Origin of the sequence: Pseudoflavonifractor sp. AF19-9AC (assembly GCF_003478995.1) — a bacterium.
Lineage (GTDB): Bacteria > Bacillota > Clostridia > Oscillospirales > Oscillospiraceae > Lawsonibacter.
The window spans coordinates 127,002-150,472 of the sequence record NZ_QUGI01000002.1 but is presented as its reverse complement, the minus strand read 5'-3'; the positions used below and the strand labels follow the sequence as shown (position 1 = coordinate 150,472).

The window sequence follows — 23,471 nt, the reverse complement described above, 5'->3', positions numbered from 1 at the left end:
GAAAAAGGTGCCGGAACGGCCTGGACCATTTTTTGAAAAGAAGGGTTACTCCACCCCACCACGGGCCAGGGCCGACTGGACGTTTGCAGAGAAGGCTTCCCAGGTTTCCAGCTCCCAGTTGTCAAAGGGAGGGGAGAACTCATGCTGGAAGGCACCCCAGCGGGTGATGGAGCCGTCCTCCGCCCGCTCCACGGCCAGATAGTAATTGCCGCCGGGGTGGTAGCGCAGCTGGCTGTCCACCCAGGGAGCGCCCGCCCAAAGCACGTGGAACAGGTCCTCCACCACAAAGCCAAAGTCGTAGACGTAGAGCTCCACGTTCTCCCCCAGGCTTTCGGGAAGGGCTGGCTGCTCCAGACGGGTGAGCTGGGCCTCCAGATAGGAGTCCTCAAAGCCTCCGCCGTAATCCGGGGTGTGCCACAGGTCCAGAGTGTCTGAAAGGACCTCGTTCATCACAGAGAGGACCTCCGAATCGGTGACGGAAATGACCTGGGTGCTGTCGGTGGCGGTGCGGATGAGCTGGTACAGCTTGGTGCAGCCATCCAGGCAAACCGGCTCCGTGACGCTGATCTGGTCCTCCGCCCGTCCGGCGTTGAGGGAAAGAATCTCGCCGTTTGTAAGTCGGAGATCCAGCGACCAAAGGCCGTAGTCCAGGCCGTTTTCGTCGCTGTATTCCCTCTCCGCCACCGGGGGCTGACCGGCGGCCAGCTGGATTAGCTGGGCCAGCTCCTCGCGGTCCAAACGTTCCAACCAACCGGAGGCCACCGGGCCGCCAGAGAAAGAGATGGTTGCAATATCCTCTGCACGGAGGGTGGACATGGTCTCCAGCGCGCGGATGGAGGCCTCCCACAGGCGGTTGATGGAAGTCACCTGGCCATCCACCAGGGTGAGCTGCCAGTAGTTGGGGTACGCAGCGCTGGATAGACCGGTGAGGAAGGGAAGATCTTCCTCCGAAATGGCGGCATCCGGGGCCAGGGGCAGGGTATAATAGGTGTGGTCACCGTCTGCTCCGGTCTCAGTGCAGGGATCCACAGACAGATTTTCCATTCCATCCTGGAACCGGGCACCTCCCATCCCCACGGCGTACACCGTTCCGCAGTAGCCAGTGAAGTCCAGGTTGGGGACAGACAGGTCCAGATGGGCGGCGGAGGCCAGCTGGACCCGGACGGCTTTGCCGCCTTTCACTTCCACCTCACCCAGGGCGCCCGTCTGGGTCATGGAGACGGAGAACTGAATGGTAGAGGCGGGAATGGAGTAGGTTTCCCCATCATAGGTGTGGCGGAACTGAATATCCTCGCTGAGGGAGACGGTGCGGGGCTCCTCTGCCGCCATGCCGTCCTCCCCCCAGAGCCACTCCTCCAGTGCATCTTCATCTCCAATGAGTCCCTGAGACAGGGGGTAGTAGGTGACGGTGCCCGCCTCCGGGTTGATGTCCGCAATCCAGGCTCCGTCTCCCTCCGGCGTGCCGGCCCCGGTCTGGCAGCCCACCAGGCTCCCGGCCAGCACCACCACAACCAGGGCCGCCGCCAGGGCAATCCGGCCCCGGCGCTTGGGAGCGGTGTCCATCATGGCCTTGAACCGGGCAAAGACCTCCTTCTTGTCTCCGGAGAAGCCGGTGGTCAGCCGGGAGAGGCCCCGGTCCCCGGCGGTCATCTGATCCAGAATGGCCTGGCCGTAGGCCCTCCGGCCCGCCACATCCCGGGTTTTCAGTAGGTCGTAGTCGCAGCATAGCTCCACATCCTGTCCTCCCTTGCAAACCATGATCCTCACCAGGGGGTTGAACCAGTGGATACACCCCACCAGGGACAGCAGAAGCTTGTACCACAGGTCCTGCCGCTTCAGATGCTGAAGCTCGTGGGCCAGTGCAACCGGCAAGGCGGCGGAGGGGAGGTCATGGGGGAGCAGCACCGTGGGGCGGAGAAAGCCCATGAGCAGCGGGGAAGCCAGGCCAGGAACCTGAAAGAGGCGCACATTCCCAGTGACCGACAGGAGTCGGCGCTGCCGCTCCAGCTCCTCCTGCGCCTCCCGGGAAGCAGGCAGACGGCGGCGGGCCATCTGGCGGCACAGACGCAGGTAGCCCAGCACCAGCAGGGCAAAGCTGACCGCCCAGCCGGCGGCCCAGATATAGTTCCAGCGGAAGGAGGTGGACCAGACTCCGTCAACCCCCTCCAGCCGAACCAGCATCAGGTCAACAATACGGTGCTCCGTGTTCTGATCGTCTGTGTACCACACCTGGTAGGTGGTATCTCCGGTTACCTTGCCCTGCCAGCCGTAGGGATTGGCCTGCTCCACCTCACGGGTCATCTGGGGGTCGTAGGACGGGGCGGTGAGGGAGGCGGGGGCGGACAGCTCCACAGGGTGCCAGGAGAGGGAGAAGGGCACAACCAACCGCACAGCCACAAACAGCCACGCCCAGTACCGCCACCGTGGGGTGAACCGTCTGGACAGAACAGGGGTGAGCAGAAGCAACAGGAGGATAACCGCGCCGCAGGTGAGGCTGAGGGGAAACAGATTGGGGAGAAGCTGCATCATGTCACTTGCCCTCCTGTTTCAGAATTTCCTCCAGACGGCGGATGTCCTCACCGGTGAGGCGGGCCTTGGGGAAGAGAGCGGCCACCAGACTGGACAGGGAACCGCCGTGGAGCCGGTTGAGGAAGGAGCGGCTCTCGGCGGCCAGGTAGTCCTCCCGCTGTACCACGGGGGTATAGACGTTGGCCCGGCCCTCCTTCCGGCCCTCCACAAAGCCCCGCTCCTCCAGCCGGGAGAGGAGCTTGATGAGGGTGGGCGCCTTCCAGTCCCGGCTGAGCCCTTGGGCGATATCCGCTGTGTGGGCCGGGTAGTGGTCCAGAGCCCACAGGGCCTGCATCACCTCCAGCTCCGCGTCGGGCAAATGGGTCAGAGTTGCCATAGGGGTCACCTCCGTTTTAGACGTTTGTCTATCTATTTGCATTTTACAATTGTCTAAATAAGCGGTCAAGAGGGAGAAGAAAACTTTTTTACATTCTGCGAAATGGACAAAAAAGCGGCCGTCCTTTTGGACGGCCGCTCAATGTGCAGAGGAAAAATTCGGTTGTGGGGTTAGTTCACCGAGACATAGTCACTGGACACATAGCCGGTGACGCCGCCGCCGATGTCCACCTTGTACCAGCCGGAGCCGGCATCTTCCAGAATGATGATCTTGTCGCCGTTTTTCACGCTGGCGATCTTGTCATAGGAGGAGCCGGGGCCGGAGCGGACGTTCAGGCCGTTTCCGGCGTTGGTGATGGTGCCGGGGGTGTTGGCGGCCACGGGTCCGGAGGTGTTTCCGCCGGTGGAGCCGCCGGTCTCGCCGGAGCCCTCAGAACCGGAGCCGGAGGAGGTGTTGGCGGGCTTACAGTGGACGTCGCAGGTGGCGGTGACACCGCCGCTGGTGACAGTGATGACCGCTTTCTTCTTCTCCGTGCCCTGGTTGACGTTTTTCACGTTGCCGTACTCGTCCACCGTGGCCAGAGAGGTGTCGCTGCTGGACCAGGTGACGGTGGCGGTGGTGCCGGCGGGAGCCAGGGTGGCGGTGAGCTGAGTGGTCTCACCGGGCTGCAGGGTCATGTCCGTCTTGTTCAGGGTAATGGAAGTGACGGTTGCGGTCCCCGTTCCCTGAGAGGTGCTGCCCGTGCCCTCGCCGCTGCCGGAGGAGATGTCAGGGGCCGAGGAGTCGGTGGACGAGGAGCCGTCGGGGATTCCGGAGCCGCTGGCATCCTGGGAGGTGCCGGCGCTCTGGCTGGTGCTCACCGAGGAACCCTCGCCGCCGCTGCTGCCGCCCAGGAACATGGGGGCGATGCGGGTAAAGACAATGAACAGCGCTGCAATGATGAGGACCAGAGAGATGACCAGACCCACCAGCTGCACCGGGTGGACCTGTCCGTTCCCGCCGCCGGCCACCCGACGGCCACCGATGCCGGTACGGCCGGGGCGCTCGTCACAGAAGGGACAGCGCTTATAGGTGCTGGAGTAATCCTCTCCACAGTTTTCGCACCGGATCATGTCCGGGCGGCGGATGGGAGACTGCCGCTGAGAAACGGGCGCTTTGCCCGAAGAAGTCTGACGAGGCGCGGCCTGCTTCTGGGAAGAGGCCTGCTTGCCGGATGTTTTGCCGGACGATTTACCGGAAGAAGAGAGGCGCCGGGAGGGCTGCCGTTTATCTGCCATATCCATACCTCCGCTTATAACCTGGTTGATCTCCTGCCTGGGCAGGATTACTTTTATTGTACAAGCATTTTCCCGCTCCGTCAACGAAAAAAGGCGAAATAACAAATTGTTTATATTTTTATGTCTACTTCTGGCTCAGCTTGACCGTCCCCTCGTTTTTTCATATAATAATACCTGCTGAATCCCCGGCGCTTCCAGGCGCCGGACAGACAGGAGGGGGACGCCGTGGGGGGGACTATCACCGCCACCGAGGCCCATAAGCAGTATAACGAGGCCGTGACCGCCTTTCGCAAGCTGATTCCCGACCCGGCTCTGCGCATGACCTTCAGCCGCCAGGTGGACGGCTACATGCGCCAGTATGTGCTGGGAGTGTGGCAGGCGGACAACGCCAGCTCCATCACCCCGCGGCATGTGGAGTTCTATAACGCCATCTACTCCGCGGGCAACCCCGTGCCCTCCGCCCTCTACTGGGAGGTGGCCACCGGGGTGGCGACCTTTGACCTGTTCCGGCCCCCTGCCTTCTTTGAGGACCTGCGCCGGTATGACCGAATGAAGGGCACCAGCCTGGCAAGGCGCTTTTCCGACCAACTGACCCTCATTCTGCTGCTCTTTGCGGCGGTGGACGATCTGGTGAGCGAGAGCGAGGCGGGCTTTGTCAACGCCTGCAGCGATACCCTCATTGCCCTGTGCGATCAGGACGGTCTGCGGCCCGACCGCCCCGCCCTCAATGCCGGGGACTTTGTCTCCCGGCCTGTCACGCCGCCCTCTGCTCCCACCGCCCCCGCCGCCCCTCAGAAGAAGAAGGAGGAGACCGCGCCCCAAAAGGCGGAGGAGAAGCAGGCGGAAGAGGAGCCCCCCAAGCTGGAGGAGGTTCTGGCGGAGCTGGACGGTCTGTGCGGACTGGAGAAGGTCAAAAAGGACGTAAAGAGCCTCATCAACCTGGTGAAGGTGCGCAAGCTCCGCCAGGAGGCGGGCCTGCCCGTCCCGCCCATGTCTCTGCACCTGGTGTTTCTGGGCAATCCGGGCACCGGAAAGACCACTGTGGCCCGGCTGCTGGCCAAAATCTACCGCTGCATCGGCGTTTTGAGCAAGGGGCAGCTGGTGGAGGTGGACCGCTCCGGCCTGGTGGCCGGCTTTGTGGGCCAGACCGCCCTGAAAACCCAGGAGGTGGTCCAGAAGGCCATCGGGGGCGTGCTGTTCATCGACGAGGCCTACGCCCTGGTGAACCAGGAGAACGGCAACGACTTCGGCCACGAGGCCATCGAGGTGCTGCTGAAAAACATGGAGGACCACCGGGATGACCTCATCGTCATCGTGGCAGGCTACACCGGCCCCATGGAGAAATTCATTCACGCCAACCCCGGCCTGGAGTCCCGGTTTAACAAGTATTTCTTCTTCGAGGACTACGACGGCGGCCAGCTCATGGAGATTTTCCAGTCCATGTGCCGGAAAAATGGCTACCAGCTGTCAGCGGAGGGAGAGACCTGGGTCCGGGAGGACCTGAAAGAGCTCTACGAGAACCGGGACGAGAACTTCGGCAACGCCCGGGACGTGCGCAATCTCTTTGAGAAGGCGGTGGCCCGCCAGTCCGACCGGGTGGCCCAGCTGGAGGCACCCACCAAGGAGCAGCTCATGGAGCTGCGCCCGGAGGATTTGAAAGACCCGGAGCCCGAGGCTTCGGAATCAGATACAGAGGAGGAACCGTCCAAATGAAAATTCTGTTTGACCAGATGGAAGAGAAGGTCCTGCCCCAGTTCAAGGGGGGCGAAGGCGCCCTGAACGCCCGGATGTACACCGACGAGAACAACAAGATCATGCGGGGCCGGCTGGCCCCCGGCAGCTCCATCGGCCTTCACACCCACGACACGGGCAGCGAGATCATCTACATCCTGTCCGGCACCGGCAAGGTGCTTTACGACGGGGAGTATGAGACGCTGGCCGCCGGTGACTGCCACTACTGCCCCATGGGCCACAGCCACAGCCTCATCAACGACAGCGACGGGGACCTCAACTTCTTCGCCGTGGTCCCTGAGCACCCCGCCAAGTAAGGAACGACTATGAGAATTGCCTTTTACACCCTGGGCTGCAAGGTCAACCAGTACGAGACCCAGGCCCTGGAGCAGCTGGCCCAGACCCGGGGCCACACCCTGGTCCCCTTTGAGGGGGAGGCGGACGCCTACGTCATCAACACCTGCACCGTCACCGCGGTGAGCGACAAAAAGTCCCGCCAGATGATCCGCCGGGCCCGGAAGCGGGCGCCGGAGGCTCTGGTGGCGGTGTGCGGCTGTTACCCCCAGACCCACCCCGGAGACATGGAGGGGCTGGAGGTGGACCTGGTGGCGGGCACGGGAGACCGCACCGGCTTTGTGGAGCTGCTGGAGCGCACCTGGCAGGAGCGCCAGCCCCTTTCCGCGCTGGACGACCCCTTCCGCCGCCGCATTTTTGAGGTGCTTCCTCCCGGCGGGCTGGAGGGACGGACCCGGTGTATGATGAAAGTGGAGGACGGCTGCGTCAACTTCTGCTCCTACTGCATCATCCCTTACGCCCGGGGAGCTATCCGCTCCCTGCCCCTGGACAAGGCCCGGGAGCAGGCCGCCGCCCTGGCGGCGGAGGGCTACCGGGAGCTGGTGCTCACCGGCATTGAGATCTCCTCCTGGGGCCACGAATTTAAGGACGGCTCCACACTCATGGACCTCATCGAGGCGGTGTGTCAGGCGGCGCCCCAGTGCCGGGTGCGGCTGGGCTCCCTGGAGCCCCGAACCGTGACCGAGGACTTCTGCCGTCGGGGAGCGGCCCTCCCCAACCTGTGCCCCCACTTCCACCTGTCCATGCAGTCGGGCTGCGACAAGGTGCTGAAGCGGATGAACCGGAAGTACGACACCGCCCGGTTTTATGAGAGCGTCTCCCTGCTGCGGCAGTATTTTGACCGCCCGGGCATCACCACCGACCTTATCGTGGGCTTCCCCGGAGAGACGGAGGAGGAATTTGGGGAGACCCTGGATTTCCTCCGCAAATGCGCCTTCTCCGCCATGCACATCTTCCCCTACTCCAAGCGGCCCGGCACCCCGGCGGCCAAGATGTCCGGCCAGGTGCCCAACGCCGTGAAGGAGGAGCGGGCCCACCGGACCGCGGCGGTGGCCGCAGAGCTGGAACGGGCCTATTTGGAGCAGTGGGTGGGCCAGTCCCTCCCCGTTCTCTTTGAGGAGGAGCGGGACGGACACTGGCGGGGCTATACCACCCGCTACACCGAGGTGCGGGTGGACAGCGAGGTGAACCTCCACAATCAGCTGCGCACCGTGGGTGTGGAGCGGGTGGAGGATACCGCCCTGGTAGGCACTTTGGAGGGGTAAGTGTCCCCCGGAAAGCCGTCCCAAAACAGAATGAAATAACAAAGGAGCCGGTGGCATTGCCACCGGCTCCTTTTCTCCGTGGATGTATGATTACAGATCGGGGTCGTACTGGCCGAAGGCGGCCTGAAGCTCCGCTACGGTTTCCTCCATTCCGTCGCCCTGGCCGTATAGCTCGTCGCCTCCCACGGTCTCCAGCCGCTGGTTGAGGGCGACGACCTTGTCATACTCCTCCCGGGTGGCATCCGCCCCGTTCACGGTGAAGGCATCGTTCATATCGCTGATCTCCTCCGTGTGGGAGAGGTAATAATAGGCTCTGCTGCCGCCGGAGAAGTCCCCGCCGCCGATGGACTCATATTCGATGCCCATTTCCCCGGTTTTGCTGTCCCGGCACAGGTACCAGTTCAGGCTCCCGCCGGCATAGGCCCCCACGTATTTACTCTGGAGGGCTCCGTCCTGCCAGTAATAGAGGGTGCCTTCTATGGTGAGGACAAACAGCTCCTTCACGCCGTTCCCATCCAGATCCACCAGTTTGGTCTGAAGAATCCCCATGTAGGGATCGCCGGAATTGGCCTCATTCAACACATTCAACATGGCCTTGGCCGCCTGCTGGGCCTCGGTGAGCTCGGGGATGGTGACGGCCTGGGCCGCGCCCCCGCTGATCAGCTCCCCATACTGGTTCAGACCGTCCAGCATCTCCCGCAGGGCGCAGGGCTCCACCGCGTCGGAGGATTCGGAGGCGCGCTCCGGCAGGGGGCTGCTGCTGGGCAGAGCTTCATAGTCCTCCAGAGTGTAAATCCGCTCCACTCCGTTTTCCACCAGCCGCACCCGGCCGTCGTTCAGGTATTCCTCTTCCCAGCTGTATGCCAGCTCCATGGCCCCGTTTGTAAAGACATAGTCCTCGGAGAGGTGGTAGGCGGCGCCGCCCGAGCCACCTGAGCTGATGTAGTATTTGCCGTCGCTGCCCTTCCACAGCTCTACGGACTGACGGCCTCCGTAGCACTCGGCTCCGGTGATGCGGGAGGCCTTGCCATCCTTCCAGCCGTAAATCTCGAAAGAGTCGCTGTCCAGCAGACTGCTGCTGACAACCAGGTAGGGCACTCCGTCCCCGGCCAGGTCTGCCAGGTAAACCTGCGCCCGGTCGGTTTCATAGAGGCCTCCATAGCCCCAGACGGAGTAGGGCTCCTCCCAAAAGACCAGCTGGCTCTCCGGAGAGCCATATTCATCAAAGGGGGCAATTTTACCGGAAATTCCATCCGCAATGATCTGGGCAAAGGCCCGGGCCTGCTCCGCCGTCATGCGGCACCGGCTGCGGTCCCCGGAGTAGGGGATCCCCTCCAGCGCCTGCAGGGCGGCCTGCCGGTCCTGCTCTTCCTGCTCCTCCCGGGATTGGGAGGCGGAGCTCTCCGTGTCCTGGCTGGAGCTCTCCGATCCCTTCCCACCGCCGGAGCAGGAGGTGAGCAGCAGCATCATGGCCAGCGCGATCAAAAGTGTCTTTTTCATGGTTCCCATTTCAGTTCCTCCTCTGGGGTTTGGCAAAACCCCATCTTATTGTTATGATAAATAAATTTTCTTCCCTTGTCCACCCCGGCGTTTGACCGGAGCGGAAAAAGTGGAAGATCACTCCGAAGGGTTGACATACTGGCGGAAGGGGTTGGCCATATAGCAAAGGAAGGACACCTCAGCCATCTGCTGAGGATAGTTCCGCTTCAGCAGGAAATATCTGTACCCGCGGGCAAAGAGCGTGACCGCAATAAAGCTCAGAATCATTCCTGCGGTGTCCCATTTGTTCCATACATAGAGGACAAGAAGCTCCGCCGCAATCAGCCCCGCATAAAAACCCTTGGAGGCCCGGATGAACTTGCCCTGTTTCGGCGTTCCCTGAGCCTGTTGTGTCCGCTGAACCTTTTCTTCCCGTTCCTGCTTCAGGATTACAGCCTCCTCCCGGGTATTGTAGAACTGAAAAGCCGCTCCGGCCACGATGCATAGAAGAGAGACGGGGAATGTCATATCCAGGGTATAGAGCATCATGCACAGTCCGCCGCCCAGCAGCAGGCCGCCTTCCAGAGCGGAAGAGAGGATGATGAGGGGCCGGAACAGGAGGGCGGTGAGCAGAATTGCTACGACAGCCAGTATAATACCCAGCATCCCGCCGGCCGCCAGATTTCGCATCAGATAATCCTGATCAAAATACCGGACCGCCTGCTCCAGGCCGTAGAAAAAGCCGAAGGTCACCGTGGCCAGAAAGACGTTGATCCCGTTGATGAGACACACCGCAATCTTATAGGCCTTGAAGGCCAGCAGGGCCAGCAAAACACCGCCCGCCAGTCCCATCAGCAGCCCGGGACCCAGCGCCTCCAGCGTGACCACCCCGATAATGCCAAAGCTCACCAGGCCCACCAGGAAGCCCATGAAAGCTGCGAACAGCTTCAGTACCCGGTAGCCGAAAAAGCACTGAATTAAGCCGGGAATAACAAAAAATAGACCGATTATGGCCAGGGTGGACCGGACGGTCTCCTGGGCAGCGCCGAATAAAAGCTCCAACATAATTGTTTCCTCCCTGTTCTCATTTCTCACTGGCTCCGGCGGCAAAGGTGGGTCGGGCTGACGATTTGAAGGAGCTGTCCCATGGGACAGGGGCCTCCCGCGTTCTTCGGTACCCGCTCCTTCGCCGCCGGTATGAGCTCTCCCGCTCACACCAGTAAGATTCATAAGACCGGGGCCGGGTTTTACTTTTTTGAAAAATTTTTCAAAATTTTTTGGCCGGGACATAGGCGTGCCCAAACAGAAAAACGGACCCGCCGTCAGGCGGGTCCGTTTTCCCGAATCATTTGGTTGACGCGATCCTGAACCTCATACAGAATCGCCCAGTATTGCTCCCACTCTCCGATGGATACGGGAAGCTGGGATGGAACCGTGCTTCCTTCCGGAAGGCGGTAGATTCCGCAGATTTCCAGGCTCTCACTTTGGAGCAGCGGCGTCAGATCGGCAGGCGGGTTGTCCCAGCCCGTATAGTCCAGAGCAAGGGCTCTCAAATGGGGGAGGCGGGCAACCGGCGTCAAATCCAGGTTTTTTACCATATCCAGCTCCAAAAGCTCCAGGGCTGGCATATTGGACAGCACCTCCAGGGAGAAATCCAGGGTTCCTCCGTTCCCCAGCTCCAGCATCAGAAGCTCCGGCAGTTCCTGGGCGGTTTCCAGGCGCAGCTCTGTGTCCTGTTCGCTCTCCAGCGTCAGCCGGTAAAGACCGGTCAGTTGGGACACATCCAGTGTGCCGCCGCCCTCCATGCGGAGATTCAACTCCCTGAGACTCTCTTTTTCCTCCACCGGGGTGAGATCGGCGTCCGCTGCCGTGCACAGGGAGAGATAGGTCAAATTGGGCAGCCGCTCCACAAAAGAGAGATCCTCAATCCAGAGCCCCTCTTCCCCGGCCAAGCCGTTGACAATAAAATGCAGGGTTTCATTCTCTGTTAGGGTATTCAGCAGTGCGCCGCTGTCGTGGGTATAGCAGTGGAGCATATCTAAATCGGGGAACAATGACACATCGGCCAGAGAAGTTACCGGCTGTGTCCCTTCGTCTGCAGCAGTAAAAAAGTCCTGGGGATGCTCCGCTGTCATCCCATCATCGCTGATCCAAAGGACGGTAATTTCCTGCAGATCGCTCTCATGGAGGGGCCCGGTGGGCTTGTCCAGTATGATCCGCACGTTCTGTTCAAATACCGGGTCAGAGAAGGTCACAGCGGACTGGTGCAGCACCACCCCGGCGCCTCCCGCCAGCACGGCAGCGGCCGCCACCCCGGCGGCAATCTTCATCTTCAGCGCCCCGGCCATGCCCTTGGCGGCGGCGCCCACGCCGCTGGCCGTCTGGCTGCCGCTCGCGGCAGCCGCTCCGGCACCAGCCCCAGCGCTCTGGCCCGCGGCAGAAGCGGCCCCGGCGGAAGCGGCTGCTGCGCCGGCTGTGCCAACCCCAGCGGCCACATTCTGCCAGGTGAGAAGAAATGCGCCGGGAGCGGGCAGTTCGCTGCCCACACAGGCAAAGAGCAGTCCGATGGGCGCCAGGGAGTGCAGGCGGATGTTGTCCCGGGCCTCCAGGGCCAGCACGCCCTCCTTCAGCTTCTTCCGGGCATAGTTCAGCCGGCTTTTTACCGTCCCCTCCGTGCACGCCTGAAGGCGGGCGATCTGCTCCACAGAGCACTGGGAGAAATAGTAGAGGATCACACACTCCCGCTGGGCCTCGGGCAGCTGGTTCACCAGCTCCATCACCAGCCGCCGGGTCTCCCCGATGTCTGCAGCTTCTTCGGGAATCAGAGCCTCGTTGGGGTCTGGGATGGCGTCAAAATAGTCCTGCTCCTCCTCGTCCTCCCCGCCCGGGGAGACAAAGCGCCCCTCCTGCCGCAGCACATTCCGGCAGCGGTTGGCGGCGATCTGAAAAATCCAGCTCAAAAAGGCCTCGGGATTGCGCAGGCTTTCCAGATTCTGAAGGGCGGAGAGGTAGCTCTCCTGCACCACGTCCATGGCCTGATCCGGGTTGCCGGTCAGGCGCAGCGCCAGGGCATAGACACGGGGACTGGTCTCTTGGTACAACTGTGCCAAGGCCTGCTGGTCGCCGGCCTTGGCACGCTCCACCAATGTTCGCAGCTCCATTTTCTTCTCTCCCTCGTTCCGCCCGGGGCGGTTACTCCTCTGCCTCCCGGGGGTCGGGCAGGTCAATGTAGGTGGGCTCGTGGCCGGTGGAGGCCACATACCGCAGCAGGTCCTCCCGTCCCAGACGCAGGGTGGAGGTGGAAATCCCCGGGTGGCCGCTGATAAATTCGTCGGCCAGCAGCGCCCGGTCGATGACCAGCTGCACCATGTGCTCCGTGTCAAAAAGGAGCTCCAGGGCGGAGACAGAGCCAGGGATGGTCTGGAGGTACTGCTTCATGTGCCCCTCGTCGGCAAAGGACAGCCGGGCGCAGCCCAGCTGAGCGGAGAGGTACTTGGTCTTGAAGGGCTTGTCCCCCGGCATCATGAGAAGATAAAACTGGGTCTGCTGGCGGTTGCACAAAAAGAGGTTTTTACAGATTTTAGCTCCCAGCAGGGATTCGATCTGCAGACAGGCCTCCATGGTGTCGGCGTGGTCGTGGTCCACCCGCAGGTAAGGGATATTCAGTTCTTCCAGCCGGTCGTAGACCGCCAGCTCCTGGGGAATGCGGTCGTCGGTGGGGCGGCCGGTATAGACAGTGGGATTGATGTACATGGCCATTCTCCTTGCAGCACAGTAATTTCGACTCCCATCATAGCACAAAGAAACCTTTTTTGTACAGATGTGCTCCGGCCCGCCGGCGGGAAAACATTTGGACCGGGGGGCGGCTCTGTGGTACAATGGGGAAAACGCAGAAAACGGAGGCGGGGGTATGTATGTCTATGGTCTGGGCCAGAGCCTGACGCTGCTGGAGGGAGCTCCGGCGCCGGGGACGGCGGCGGTCTATGTGCTCTCCTCGGAAGAGCTGGACCGGCATCCCCAGCTGCCCGGGCTGGAGGAGGTGCTCCACCACACGCCCAGCGCCCGGGACGCCCGGGTATGCAAGGCGGAGGTGCGCCGGGACTGCATGAGCGGTACGGTGGTGGTCCCCCGCCGGGGCCGGGAGGGAGAGCGGACCGCCTTTGGCTATCTGCTCACCGGGGACCGGGCGGTGCTGTGCGACGACACCGGGACGGCCCATGCCATCCTCAAGCGCCTTGGGAAGGAAAAACGGTGGCGGGAGAACGGCCCGGGACGGTTTTTCTGTGAGTTTCTGGAACAGCTGCTGGCCCGGGACCTCCACCACCTGGAGGAGCTGGAGGACCGGCTGGAGCAGCTGGAGGACCAGGTGCTGGCGGGAAAGCTGGAGGGCTTCAACGCCGCCCTCTCTCCGCTGCGCAAGCAGATTCTGGGCTGGCTTCGGTACTACACCCAGCTGGATGGGGTGGCCTGTGAGCTGGAGGGCAATGAGATCGGCCTCTTTTCTTCCGAGGAACAGCGGATGTTCCACATGCTGGAGAAACGGGTGGCGCGCCTGCGGGATGAGGCCCAGCTGCTGCGGGAGTACTGTGTGCAGGTGCGTGAGCTCTTTCAGGCGGAGCTGGACATCCGGCAAAACCGCATCATGAAGATCCTCACCGTGGTCACCACCGTCTTTCTGCCCCTGTCCCTGGTGGCCGGCTGGTACGGCATGAACTTTACCGGCATGCCCGAGCTGAGCTGGGCCTACGGCTATCCGGCGGTGATTGCCGCCAGTGTGGTCATTGTGCTGCTGACCCTGTGGATCATGAAAAAGAAGAAATTCTGGTAAATGAGAACCGGCCCCGGGCATTGCCCGGGGCCGGTCTGCTCTTCGGATCATGAGCGCAGCCGCTCCTCCACCAGATGGGAGAAGGCCTGAAAGGCGTTGGGGACGGCGTATACCTCCCGCAGCGCCGCCCGGTCGGCCCACACCCAGCCCTCCGGCAGGGTGTCGCTCTCCGCCTCCAGCACCTGGGCGGTCATGTGCCACTCAATGTGAGAGAAAATGTGCTTGCCCGTGCCGCCTCGCTGCACGGAGCCGGAAAGGCCCCAGTGCTGGAGCCAGTCGGTGCCGTCAGCCAGCTCGTTGGGGTACTCCCACAGCCCGGCCAGCAGCCCTCGGGCGGGGCGGCGGCGCAGAGCCACCTTGTCCCCGTGAAAGACCAGCCAAACGGTGCGCTCCTCCACCCGCCGGGCCTTCTTGGCCGCCTTCACCGGCAGCTCACCGGTGCGGTCCTCCAGGTGCGCTCGGCAGAAGGCTGCCGCGGGACAGCGGTCACAGAGAGGCGCCCCGTTGGGCAGACAGACGGTGGCACCCAGCTCCATCATGGCCTGGTTGAAGTCTCCCGGAGCCTCCACCGGGATGAGCTGGGCCAGGGCGGCAGTGACCTTTTTCTTCATGGCCGGGGTGGAGATGTCCCCCGGGTCTCCGGTGATTCGGGCCGCCACCCGCAGCACGTTGCCGTCCACCGCCGGAGTGGGCAGGCCGAAGGCGATGGAGGAAATAGCCCCGGCGGTGTAGTCCCCAATTCCGGGCAGGGCGCGGATGGCGTCATAAGTATTGGGAAATAGGCCCCCGTGCTCCTCCACAATCTGCCGGGCGGCCTTCTGCAGGTTGCGGGCCCGACTGTAATAGCCCAGCCCCTGCCACAGTTTCATCAGTTGATCCTCCGGCAGAAAGGCCAGTTCCTCCACCGTGGGGGCCGCCTCCAGGAAACGGCGGTAGTAGTCCAGCACCGCCGCCACCCGGGTCTGCTGGAGCATGATTTCCGAAATCCACACCCGATAGGCGGTGGGATGGCTGCGCCAGGGCAGCGTCCGGGCGTGTTCCCGGTACCAGAGAAGCAGCGGAATGGGCAGCTGCTCAAGTGGTGTATCCATAGTATCCTCCTTGTGTCCGCCCCCGGACCCTGCATCCTCCGGTGGGCGGTGTCCTCCCTATTATACTGTCCCCCGGTCTCCGCCGCAAGGGGGGAGGAATACGGACCCGTATATAGCTATTTCATTATAATATACATAATGAATTTGGGAATGGTATTTCCGGGACCGAGATGTTAAAGTTTTAACAGAACAAAAGTTAAAAAATTAACGATATACCATCTGCCGCTCTTGTGGTGTATCGGAGATGACAACCTTTGTTCGTGATCATTCCTTTTTCATCCATCCTTCCAGATCAACCAGAAAGGGGCACCCCGCAGGGGTGCCCCTTTCTGGTTTTCTCAGATGAACCGGAGAGGAGAAAACAGCTGTCCCGCCAGTCTGGGTAAATTCCGGATACAAAGCCTGTCTCCGATTGCCCAGGCAGGGCTGGGTTTCTTACTTCACCTTGTCAATGATCATCTGCTCATAGCGCAGATAGGTGTAGCCTGCCTTTTCGTACAGGTGGACGGCCCCCTGGTTGACGTGGTTGACCTCCAGGCGGAGGCGACGGGCACCGGGATAGCTCTGCTCAATCCAGGACAGGATGTCCAGTCCCAGCCCCTTCCCCCGGAATTCGGGCAGCAGGTAGATCTCCTCCAGGAAGACGCACCGGCCGCCCACCTCGGCGGAGTAGCACAGGGTGATATAGAGGTAGCCCGCGGGCTGCCCGTCCCAGGAGATGAGCACACCCCGCAGCAGAGGCTCTGTGGCGTCGGCGGCATCCCGGAAGGTGCGCTCCAGGATGGACTCGTCCACCGGATGGAGGACGGCGTCGGTCTGGTAAAAGTCCCGCACCATGGGCAGGATGATGTCGTGGTCCTGAGGGGTAATGTCGCGGAAGCTGAGCATGATAAAACTCCTTTTCTCATTTAGTTGAAAATATCCGGGGTGTCGGCAAAGAGCTGCCGCACCCGGGCAAGCACAGGTCGGTTTTCCGGCCGCTGCAGGGCCGGGTCCTCCGCCAGCAGGTCACGGGCGGCCTGCTGGGCCTGGGTCAGAAGGCGGGTGTCCCCCGCCAGGTCGGCGATCTTCAGCTGGGGCAGGCCGTGCTGCCGGCTGCCGAAGAAATCACCCGGCCCCCGCAGCTTCAAGTCCTCCTCGGCAATGCGGAAACCGTCGGTGGTGGAGGAGAGCACCCGCAGCCGCTGCATGGACTCGGGATTTCGGGTGGAGGTGACCAGCACGCAGTAGGACTGGTGCTTGCCCCGGCCTACCCGGCCACGGAGCTGGTGGAGCTGGCTGAGGCCGAAGCGGTCGGCATTCTCGATGATCATCAGGGAAGCGTTGGGCACGTCCACCCCCACCTCCACCACGGTGGTGGCCACCAGTACCTGGATGTCCCCCTTGGCAAAGGCGGCCATCACCGCTTCCTTTTCCCTGGGGCGCAGCTTGCCGTGGAGCACTCCCAGGCGCAGGTCGGGAAAAACGTCCTTCTGCAGCTGGGCGGCGTAGCTGGTCACGGCTTTCAGGTTCAGGGTGGGGTGTTCCTCCCCGGGGAGGGCGGCGTCGGGGTTATCCTCCACCGCCGGACAGATGAGGTAGACCTGCCGGCCCTGGGCTACCTGCTGGCGGACAAAGTTGTACATCCGCTCCCGCTTGTCCTCCCGGATGATGTAGGTCTCCACGGGGGTGCGGCCGGGAGGCAGCTGGTCAATGACTGATACGTCCAGATCCCCGTAAATGATGAGAGCCAGAGTGCGGGGAATGGGGGTAGCCGACATGACCAGCACGTGGGGAGCTCCCTCCGCCGTCCCCTTGGCGGCCAGGGCGGCCCGCTGGGCCACGCCGAAGCGGTGCTGCTCGTCGGCAATGATGAGGCCCAGCCGGGCAAAGGACACGTCGGCGGAGATGAGGGCGTGGGTGCCCACGGCCAGGTCAATCTCCCCCGCCGCCAATGCCGCCCGTATCTTCCGCTTTTCCGCCGCGGGCAGGGAGCCGGTGAGCAGACCCACCCGGATGCCCGCCGGAGCCAGCAGGGCGGACAGAGAGCGGGCGTGCTGTTCGGCCAGTACCTCCGTGGGGGCCATGAGGGCGGACTGATACCCGCCCCTGGCCGCCAGCCAGGCGGCGAAGGCGGCCACCGCCGTCTTGCCCGAACCAACATCCCCCTGGACCAGGCGGTTCATGGGCCGTCCCGAGGAGAGGTCGGCGGCAATCTCCCCCATGACCCGGGCCTGGGCCTGGGTGGGGGCGAAGGGCAACAGGGCCTCAAAGTCCCCTTGAGGCTGGGGCGGAACGGGAAAGCCGGTCTCCTCCCCCCGCCGGTCCTTCAGGAGGGTGAGGCCCACGGACAGGTAGAAGAGCTCCTCAAAGGTGAGCCTCCGCCGGGCCAGGTCCAGGGCCTCCTCGTCCTGGGGGAAGTGAATGTTTTTTAACGCAAATTCCAGCTCCGCCAGCTGATAGTGCTGGCGAAGACCGGCGGGCAGCGTCTCGGGGAGGCTGCCCGCGCAGGGCAGGGCCTGCTGGGTCAGGGAGGCGAGCAGGTGGTTGGAGATGCCCGCGGTGAGGTGGTAGATGGGCATGATGCGCCCGGTGACATTGGGACGGTCCGCACGCTCAAAGATGGGATTAACCATGGTGCGGCGGCGGCCCTGCTCCTCCACGGTGCCGAAGAAGATGTACTCCTCCCCCGCCTGGAGGGCCCGCTGGACATAGCTCTGATTGAAGAAGGTGAGGTGCAGGACCCCGGTCTGGTCCACCACCTTGAGCTGGACCAATTCCAATCCCTTCCGGATGCGGGAGAGGCGGGGGTGTTCCGCCGCCATGGCGGAGATGCACACCCGCGTTCCCAGGGGAGCCTGGCGGATGGAGTACAGCTGACGCCGGTCCTCGTAGTCCCGGGGGTAGCGGAGAAGCAGGTCTCCTGCCTTCTCCAGGCCCAGCTTGCTGAGCTTGCCGGCCCGCACCGCCCCCACGCCGGGGAACTGGGTCAGCGGGGTGTCCAGCGACACGGTCATAGGGGCACCTCCTGTCTGTAATGGCAGTGAAAACGGCTGAAATCAGCCGCTTTCCGCTATTCTACCACACATTGTCCGGGGAGTAAAGGCGAAAGAAAGCCCCTTGCCAAAGGGAGAGGGAGCCCGTATAATGGGGGCAAAGAGCTTTGAAACGAAAGGAGCACCCCCATGTCGGAACATATTTTGAACCTGCTCCCCCTGAAGGAGGAGGACCGGGAGAAATTTGAGGCCCTGGCCCCGGACGCCGTCCATGTGTACGCCGGGCGGAAATCGGTCACCCCTCAGCAGCTGGAGGAGGCCACCATCATTTTGGGCTGGCCCAAGGCCGAGGAGCTGCACTACGCCCGGAACCTCAAGTGGCTGCAGACCATGTGGGCGGGAACAGACGAGTACGAGGGGGAGGGCATCCTGCCTCCGGGGGTGATCATGTCCTCCTCCAGCGGCAGCAACAGCCTGAGCGTGGCCGAGCACATGCTGGCCAGCGTGATGGCCCTGTGCCGCCGCCTGCCCACCTACCGGGACAGCCAAAAGCAGCACCGCTGGGCGGATGAGGGTATCATGAAGACCATCTACGGCGGCACCGTGCTGGTGGTGGGTGCGGGACACATCGGCTCTACCTTCGCAGGCATGTGCCGTGCCCTGGGGGCCCACACCATCGGTCTCAAGCGGACAGTGCGCGGACCGGTGGAGGGCTTTGATGAGGTGTTCCCCCTGGAGAAGCTGGACGAGCTGCTGCCCCAGGCGGATGTGGTGGCCCTCTGCCTGCCCCACAACGCCCAGAGCGCCGGACTGATGGACGAGCGGCGCATCGGCCTTATGAAGGACGACGCCATCTTTATCAACGCCGGACGGGGCTCCGCCCTGGACCAGGACGCTCTTGGCCGGGCCATGGAGAAGGGCAAGCTGTGGGGAGCGGCTCTGGACGTGACGGTGCCCGAGCCCCTGCCGGAGGACAGCCCCCTGTGGGACATCCCCAACCTGCTCATCACCCCCCATGTGGCCGGCGGTATGCGGCTGGAGATCACCCGCAAGAAGTGCATCGAAATCGCGCTGGAAAACCTGCGCCGCTACCTGGCCGGAGAGCCCTTGATGAACCGGGTACGCTGATCATTCATACATAAGAAAACGAGGAGTGACACGCAGTGTCCCTCCTCGTTTCGTTTCTCAACCCAATCCAACAAAAAAGTCCTGATATTCCGCCTGAAAAATCTCTTTCAGCGCCACCAGTTCACTTACTTTGATGTTCATGCGATTGGTTTCCAGCTTTGCATAAGTGCTTTTGGAAATACTCAGGCCCATCAGCTGGAGTTTCGCCACTACCTGGTCCTGGGTCATACCTGCTCTGCGGCGCAGCGCCTGAATGTTGTGTCCAATATCCAGATCCGGTCGAATCTTTTGCATAGCCTCACCCATAATTCGCAATAAAGAATTTATGAGTTGAGTTTATCCACTTCGTATATTATAATGTTTCGTGATAACGAATTTTGCGTGGTGGGAAACTATGATGAAGTGGCCTATGTGGGTCAGGCTTCTGGTTGGAACTGTGGCTGTCCTGTTTTGTCTGGTGCTGTCCATTCTAGCTCAGTCTGTTTTAGGTGAGTACAGTCTGTTCCTAATTCTTCCCGGGGCAGGAATATTTATTTATCTGAACCCAGAGCTGATGCGGGGGGATTAGACAGCAGATGCTGACATTTATAATATAAAACAGGAGGGACGCTGTGCGTCCCTCCTGTTTTCGTTCTTCCCAGGAAGCAAAACGAAGTTTTGCGCTTAAGTTCTTTTTGGTTCTTTTTCTTGCAAGAAAAAGAACGCCTGCCCGGCGAGGGCTTAGAGATGCTTAAAACTCCGCGTTGCCCACCGTACGGGGATGCAGCTCCACGTCGCGGATGTTGCTGATGCCGGTGAGGTACATGACCATGCGCTCGAAGCCCAGGCCATAGCCGGCGTGGCGGCAGGAGCCGTAGCGGCGCAGGTCACAGTACCACCAGTAGTCCTCGGGATTCATGCCCAGCTCCTTGATGCGGGCCTCCAGGATGTCGATGCGCTCCTCACGCTGGGAGCCGCCGATGATCTCGCCGATGCCGGGCACCAGGCAGTCGGCGGCGGCCACGGTCTTGCCGTCGTCGTTGAGGCGCATATAGAAGGCCTTGATCTCCTTGGGGTAGTCGGTGACGAACACGGGGCGCTTGTAGACCTGCTCGGTGAGGTAGCGCTCGTGCTCGGTCTGCAGGTCGCAGCCCCACTCCACCTTATAATCAAACTTGTCGTTGTTCTTCTTCAGAATCTCCACCGCCTCGGTGTAGCTCACCCGGGCGAAGTCGGAGGAGGCCACATGCTCCAGACGCTCCTTCAGTCCCTTGTCCACGAAGGAGTTGAAGAAGTTCATCTCGTCGGGGCACTTGGCCATGACATAGTTGATAATATACTTGATCATGGCCTCAGCGGTGTCCATATAGTCATTGAGGTCGGCGAAGGCCATCTCAGGCTCGATCATCCAGAACTCGGCGGCGTGACGCTGGGTGTTGGAGTTCTCGGCGCGGAAGGTGGGGCCGAAGGTGTAGACGTTGCCGAAGGCCATGGCGAAGTTCTCGCAGTTGAGCTGGCCGGAGACGGTGAGGCTGGCCTTCTTGCCGAAGAAGTCCTTGGTGTAGTCCACAGAGCCGTCCTCGTTCTTGGGCACATTCTGGAGATCCAGGGTGGTCACCTGGAACATCTCGCCGGCGCCCTCACAGTCGGAGGCGGTGATGATGGGGGTGTGGACATAGACAAAGCCCTGGTCCTGGAAGAAGCAGTGGATGGCGTGGGCAGCCACGGAGCGCACCCGGAAGGCGGCGGAAAAGAGGTTGGTACGGGGGCGCAGGTGCTGGATGGTGCGGAGGAACTCCACACTGTGGCGCTTCTTCTGCAGGGGGTAGTCGGGGGCGGAGGGGCCCTCCACGGCGATGGAGGCGGCCTTTACCTCCAGGGGTTGCTTGGCGGTGGGGGTGAGGACCACGGTGCCGGTGACAATGAGGGCGGCGCCCACGTTCTGAGCGGCGATCTCCTTATAATTGTCCAGCACGTTGGCGTCCATGACTACCTGCAGGTTCTTGAAGCAGGAGCCGTCGTTGAGCTCAATAAAGCCGAAGCCCTTCATGTCCCGGATGGTGCGGGCCCAGCCGCAGACGGTGACCGTCTGGCCGCCCAGAGCGTCCTGGTCGGCAAAGATAGAAGCGATGGTGATACGCTGCATAGCATTCCTCTCCATATCATGATCAGACAAATAAGCCCGGAAAGACCGGGTCTTTTCATTATAATGCTTTTTTTCTCCTTTTACAAGAGGAACAGCGGGAATTCCCCGCCGGAGCAGGCCGGAATTCTTACATAATCTTTACGCCCAGCCGCCTTGACAGGAAAATGGGGGGTGCGTATAATTTGTGACAGCCTGTCACAATGACAACCTGTCATATTTTGGAGGTCTGCTATGCCTACCAGTACCTTTTTCCGATTGCCGGAGGAAAAGCGGCAGCGCCTGCTGGATGCGGCCTGGGGAGAATTTACCCAGGTGCGCTACGCAGATGCGTCCATCAACAAGATCATTCAGGGGGCCCGAATCTCCCGGGGCAGCTTCTATCAGTATTTCACCGATAAGGATGAACTGTTCGCCTACCTGCTGGGGGACATGTGGGCCTACTTCACCCAGGTTCTGGAGGAGGTCCTGGTGAAGAGCCAGGGTGATCTGTTTGCCATGCCTCTGGCGGCCTTTGACCGGTTCGTCCACCGGGGGGGCAGCGCGGACAAACGGCTGCTCCGCTTCATCCGGGTGATGCAGCGCAACCAGGGCATGGATATGCAGTGGATGGCGGGGGAGGAGCGGCCCATACTGCCCGACCAGCTGGCCCGGCACATCGATACCGAAGGGCTGCAGAGCGGGGAGCACCGCTTTTTGGAACACATTTTCTTTTTGCTCATGGGCGCGCTGATCTGCGCGGTGATGACCACGCTGCGCAAGCCGGACCAGTGGGAAGCCCAAAGGGACATTTTGCAGCAGCGGGTGGATATTATCCGCCGGGGCAGCCTGGCGGAGCCGGAATTCCACCGGGAAAGCGACGAAGGAGGACGGACATGACAAATCAGAAACTCACCGCCCTGATGCTGGCCGGAGCCCTGGCTTTGGGCCTGTGCGGGGGCGCGGTGCTGGCGGCGGACCCGGTGGAGCCGGATCCCTCCGCCGTGGAGCAGCAGGAAGAACAGGAAGCGACCCAAACAGAGGTCCAGGCGGATCAGGAGGAGTCCGGCGGGGAGGACACAAGCGCCCCGGAGGATTCGGAGGGAGAGGACGGGGAGGACCCCGACGAGGAGACGCCCCAGCCTGACCCCGATCCGGAGGGCTCCCTGTCCTTTGCCAACGTGGACAGCCGGGTCCGGGCGGGGAACCTCAACTACCTGGTGCTGGAGGAGACCATCGCCCAGGTGGAGGCCACCGACTATGACAAGCTTATGGAAGAGCTGCGGGACACCCTCAACGACATTGCCAATATGCAGTGGGGACTCATCACCAGCGGCTCTATGATAGATCTTCCCCCAGGAATGGAGGCTGTTGAAGGAGTGCTTCAGGGCATGGTCTCCATGTCCAATTCCTCCGCCGCCCAGTCCCTCCAGACCCAGTACGACGCGGTGCGGGAGCAGTTTGACGCCATCAAGGACGGCACCACCCAGAAGGAGGCCGCCGACGGCATCCGACAGCTGGAGGACACCCAGAACAACCTGGTGCTGCTGACCGAGAGCATGTACGTCCAGCTCAGCGAGCTTCAGGCCACCAACGCCACCCTCCAGCGGGCTCTGGACGCCATGGACCGACAGATTGAGGAGCTGGAGCTGCGCTATGAGCTGGGGCAGATCTCCTCCCTCACCCTCCAGCAGGCCAAGTCGGGCCGGACCACCCTGGTCAGCCAGAAGCAGACCGTGGAGAACTCCATCTCCACCCTGACCATGAATCTGCAGTCCATGGTAGGCGACGAGATTACCGGCACCCTGCGCCTGTCCGCCCTGCCTCAGGTCACCGACCAGCAGCTGGAGGCCATGGACCTGGAGGCCGATCTGGCCGCCGCCAAGGAGGTCAGCTACACCCTCTATGCCGCCAAGAAGACTCTGGACGACGCGGAGGAGACCTACAAGGACGCGGGCAAAAAATACAATTATAACGAGAGCAAATACCAGTTTGTCCAGGCCCAGCACGCCTGGCAGGCCGCTCAGTACACCTATGATGGAGCGGTGCAGAACTTCGAGCTCTCCTTCCGCACCCTGTATGCCCAGGTAAAGGACTATCAGCAGGTGCTCCAGGCGGCCCAGACCGCCCTGGCCGTGGAGCAGGACAACTACGCCGTGGACCAGCTGAAATATGAGCAGGGCACCATCTCCGAAAACGCCCTGCTCACCGCCAAGGATGACCTGGACACCGCTCAGGACACGGTGAACACCGCCCGGCGCAACCTGTTCTCCGCCTACAACAACTATCGCTGGGCCGTGGATTACGGCATTTTGAACTAAGCAGGAGGACCTACAT

The 23,471-nt window shown here is 61.9% G+C and carries 19 protein-coding genes; 7 read left to right on the top strand and 12 right to left on the bottom strand.

Features of this window, described 5'->3' with window-relative positions:
* Positions 1–45 precede the first annotated feature (45 nt).
* The 3 genes from DWX58_RS03530 to DWX58_RS15835 all read right to left on the bottom strand — a co-directional run bounded on the left by DWX58_RS03530 (position 46) and on the right by DWX58_RS15835 (position 4,182).
* Complete coding sequence (locus tag DWX58_RS03530; RefSeq protein WP_118641628.1) at positions 46–2,529, bottom strand: M56 family metallopeptidase; 2,484 nt, start codon at positions 2,527–2,529, stop codon at positions 46–48.
* Between the two features lies 1 nt (position 2,530).
* Entirely contained in the window at positions 2,531–2,905 is a 375-nt protein-coding gene (locus DWX58_RS03525; RefSeq protein ID WP_118641627.1) for a BlaI/MecI/CopY family transcriptional regulator, read from the bottom strand.
* Between the two features lie 170 nt (positions 2,906–3,075).
* Positions 3,076–4,182: an SH3 domain-containing protein gene (locus DWX58_RS15835; protein WP_199648667.1), complete on the bottom strand. Its 1,107-nt coding sequence runs from the start codon at positions 4,180–4,182 to the stop codon at positions 3,076–3,078.
* Positions 4,183–4,407: 225 nt separating this feature from the next.
* Between DWX58_RS15835 and DWX58_RS03515 the strand changes: the two genes are divergently transcribed.
* From DWX58_RS03515 to mtaB, 3 genes are read left to right on the top strand one after another with little or no spacing between them, the layout of a single operon-like run.
* Positions 4,408–5,895, top strand: coding sequence for an AAA family ATPase (locus DWX58_RS03515; RefSeq protein ID WP_118641626.1), 1,488 nt, complete (start codon positions 4,408–4,410; stop codon positions 5,893–5,895).
* The gene (locus tag DWX58_RS03510) at positions 5,892–6,230 is read left to right on the top strand and encodes a cupin domain-containing protein (protein ID WP_118641625.1); all 339 of its coding nucleotides are present in this window, start codon (positions 5,892–5,894) and stop codon (positions 6,228–6,230) included. The genes DWX58_RS03515 and DWX58_RS03510 overlap by 4 nt, the downstream gene beginning before the upstream one ends.
* A 9-nt stretch (positions 6,231–6,239) precedes the next feature.
* The gene (gene mtaB / locus DWX58_RS03505; protein ID WP_118641624.1) at positions 6,240–7,532 is read left to right on the top strand and encodes a tRNA (N(6)-L-threonylcarbamoyladenosine(37)-C(2))-methylthiotransferase MtaB; all 1,293 of its coding nucleotides are present in this window, start codon (positions 6,240–6,242) and stop codon (positions 7,530–7,532) included.
* 90 nt (positions 7,533–7,622) lie between these two features.
* On the opposite strand, the gene DWX58_RS03500 is transcribed toward mtaB, so the two are convergent.
* The 4 genes from DWX58_RS03500 to DWX58_RS03485 all read right to left on the bottom strand — a co-directional run bounded on the left by DWX58_RS03500 (position 7,623) and on the right by DWX58_RS03485 (position 12,764).
* Positions 7,623–9,041: a hypothetical protein gene (locus DWX58_RS03500; RefSeq protein ID WP_118641623.1), complete on the bottom strand. Its 1,419-nt coding sequence runs from the start codon at positions 9,039–9,041 to the stop codon at positions 7,623–7,625.
* Positions 9,042–9,149: 108 nt separating this feature from the next.
* Positions 9,150–10,076 carry a hypothetical protein gene (locus DWX58_RS03495; protein WP_118641622.1) on the bottom strand — a complete coding sequence of 309 codons (927 nt, stop codon included), beginning with the start codon at positions 10,074–10,076 and terminating at the stop codon, positions 9,150–9,152.
* Positions 10,077–10,333: 257 nt separating this feature from the next.
* Positions 10,334–12,172: an RNA polymerase sigma factor gene (locus tag DWX58_RS03490; RefSeq protein ID WP_158579202.1), complete on the bottom strand. Its 1,839-nt coding sequence runs from the start codon at positions 12,170–12,172 to the stop codon at positions 10,334–10,336.
* 31 nt (positions 12,173–12,203) lie between these two features.
* Positions 12,204–12,764: a prolyl-tRNA synthetase associated domain-containing protein gene (locus DWX58_RS03485; protein ID WP_118641620.1), complete on the bottom strand. Its 561-nt coding sequence runs from the start codon at positions 12,762–12,764 to the stop codon at positions 12,204–12,206.
* A 157-nt stretch (positions 12,765–12,921) separates the two neighbouring features.
* Between DWX58_RS03485 and DWX58_RS03480 the strand changes: the two genes are divergently transcribed.
* Entirely contained in the window at positions 12,922–13,839 is a 918-nt protein-coding gene (locus DWX58_RS03480) for a CorA family divalent cation transporter (protein ID WP_118641619.1), read from the top strand.
* A gap of 47 nt (positions 13,840–13,886) precedes the next feature.
* Here the strand turns inward: DWX58_RS03480 and mutY are convergent, their stop codons facing one another.
* The 3 genes from mutY to recG all read right to left on the bottom strand — a co-directional run bounded on the left by mutY (position 13,887) and on the right by recG (position 17,926).
* Positions 13,887–14,930: an A/G-specific adenine glycosylase gene (gene mutY / locus DWX58_RS03475; protein ID WP_118641618.1), complete on the bottom strand. Its 1,044-nt coding sequence runs from the start codon at positions 14,928–14,930 to the stop codon at positions 13,887–13,889.
* A gap of 435 nt (positions 14,931–15,365) precedes the next feature.
* On the bottom strand, positions 15,366–15,818 hold the full coding sequence (locus DWX58_RS03470; protein ID WP_118641617.1) for a GNAT family N-acetyltransferase: 453 nt from the start codon (positions 15,816–15,818) through the stop codon (positions 15,366–15,368).
* A gap of 20 nt (positions 15,819–15,838) precedes the next feature.
* A complete protein-coding gene (gene recG, locus DWX58_RS03465; protein WP_118641616.1) occupies positions 15,839–17,926 on the bottom strand; it encodes an ATP-dependent DNA helicase RecG in 2,088 nt (695 codons plus the stop codon).
* 168 nt (positions 17,927–18,094) lie between these two features.
* On the opposite strand from recG, the gene DWX58_RS03460 reads away from it, so the two are divergent.
* On the top strand, positions 18,095–19,033 hold the full coding sequence (locus tag DWX58_RS03460) for a D-2-hydroxyacid dehydrogenase (protein ID WP_118641615.1): 939 nt from the start codon (positions 18,095–18,097) through the stop codon (positions 19,031–19,033).
* 57 nt (positions 19,034–19,090) lie between these two features.
* Here DWX58_RS03460 and DWX58_RS03455 read toward each other — a convergent pair whose 3' ends face one another.
* The gene (locus tag DWX58_RS03455; RefSeq protein WP_118641614.1) at positions 19,091–19,327 is read right to left on the bottom strand and encodes a helix-turn-helix transcriptional regulator; all 237 of its coding nucleotides are present in this window, start codon (positions 19,325–19,327) and stop codon (positions 19,091–19,093) included.
* Between the two features lie 436 nt (positions 19,328–19,763).
* Positions 19,764–21,158 carry an asparagine--tRNA ligase gene (asnS, locus tag DWX58_RS03450; RefSeq protein ID WP_118641613.1) on the bottom strand — a complete coding sequence of 465 codons (1,395 nt, stop codon included), beginning with the start codon at positions 21,156–21,158 and terminating at the stop codon, positions 19,764–19,766.
* Positions 21,159–21,389: 231 nt separating this feature from the next.
* On the opposite strand from asnS, the gene DWX58_RS03445 reads away from it, so the two are divergent.
* Together DWX58_RS03445 and DWX58_RS03435 are read left to right on the top strand one after the other, a co-directional pair.
* Positions 21,390–22,034 carry a TetR/AcrR family transcriptional regulator gene (locus DWX58_RS03445; protein ID WP_118641612.1) on the top strand — a complete coding sequence of 215 codons (645 nt, stop codon included), beginning with the start codon at positions 21,390–21,392 and terminating at the stop codon, positions 22,032–22,034.
* Positions 22,031–23,455 carry a TolC family protein gene (locus tag DWX58_RS03435; RefSeq protein WP_147382229.1) on the top strand — a complete coding sequence of 475 codons (1,425 nt, stop codon included), beginning with the start codon at positions 22,031–22,033 and terminating at the stop codon, positions 23,453–23,455. The genes DWX58_RS03445 and DWX58_RS03435 overlap by 4 nt, the downstream gene beginning before the upstream one ends.
* Positions 23,456–23,471: the final 16 nt, after the last annotated feature.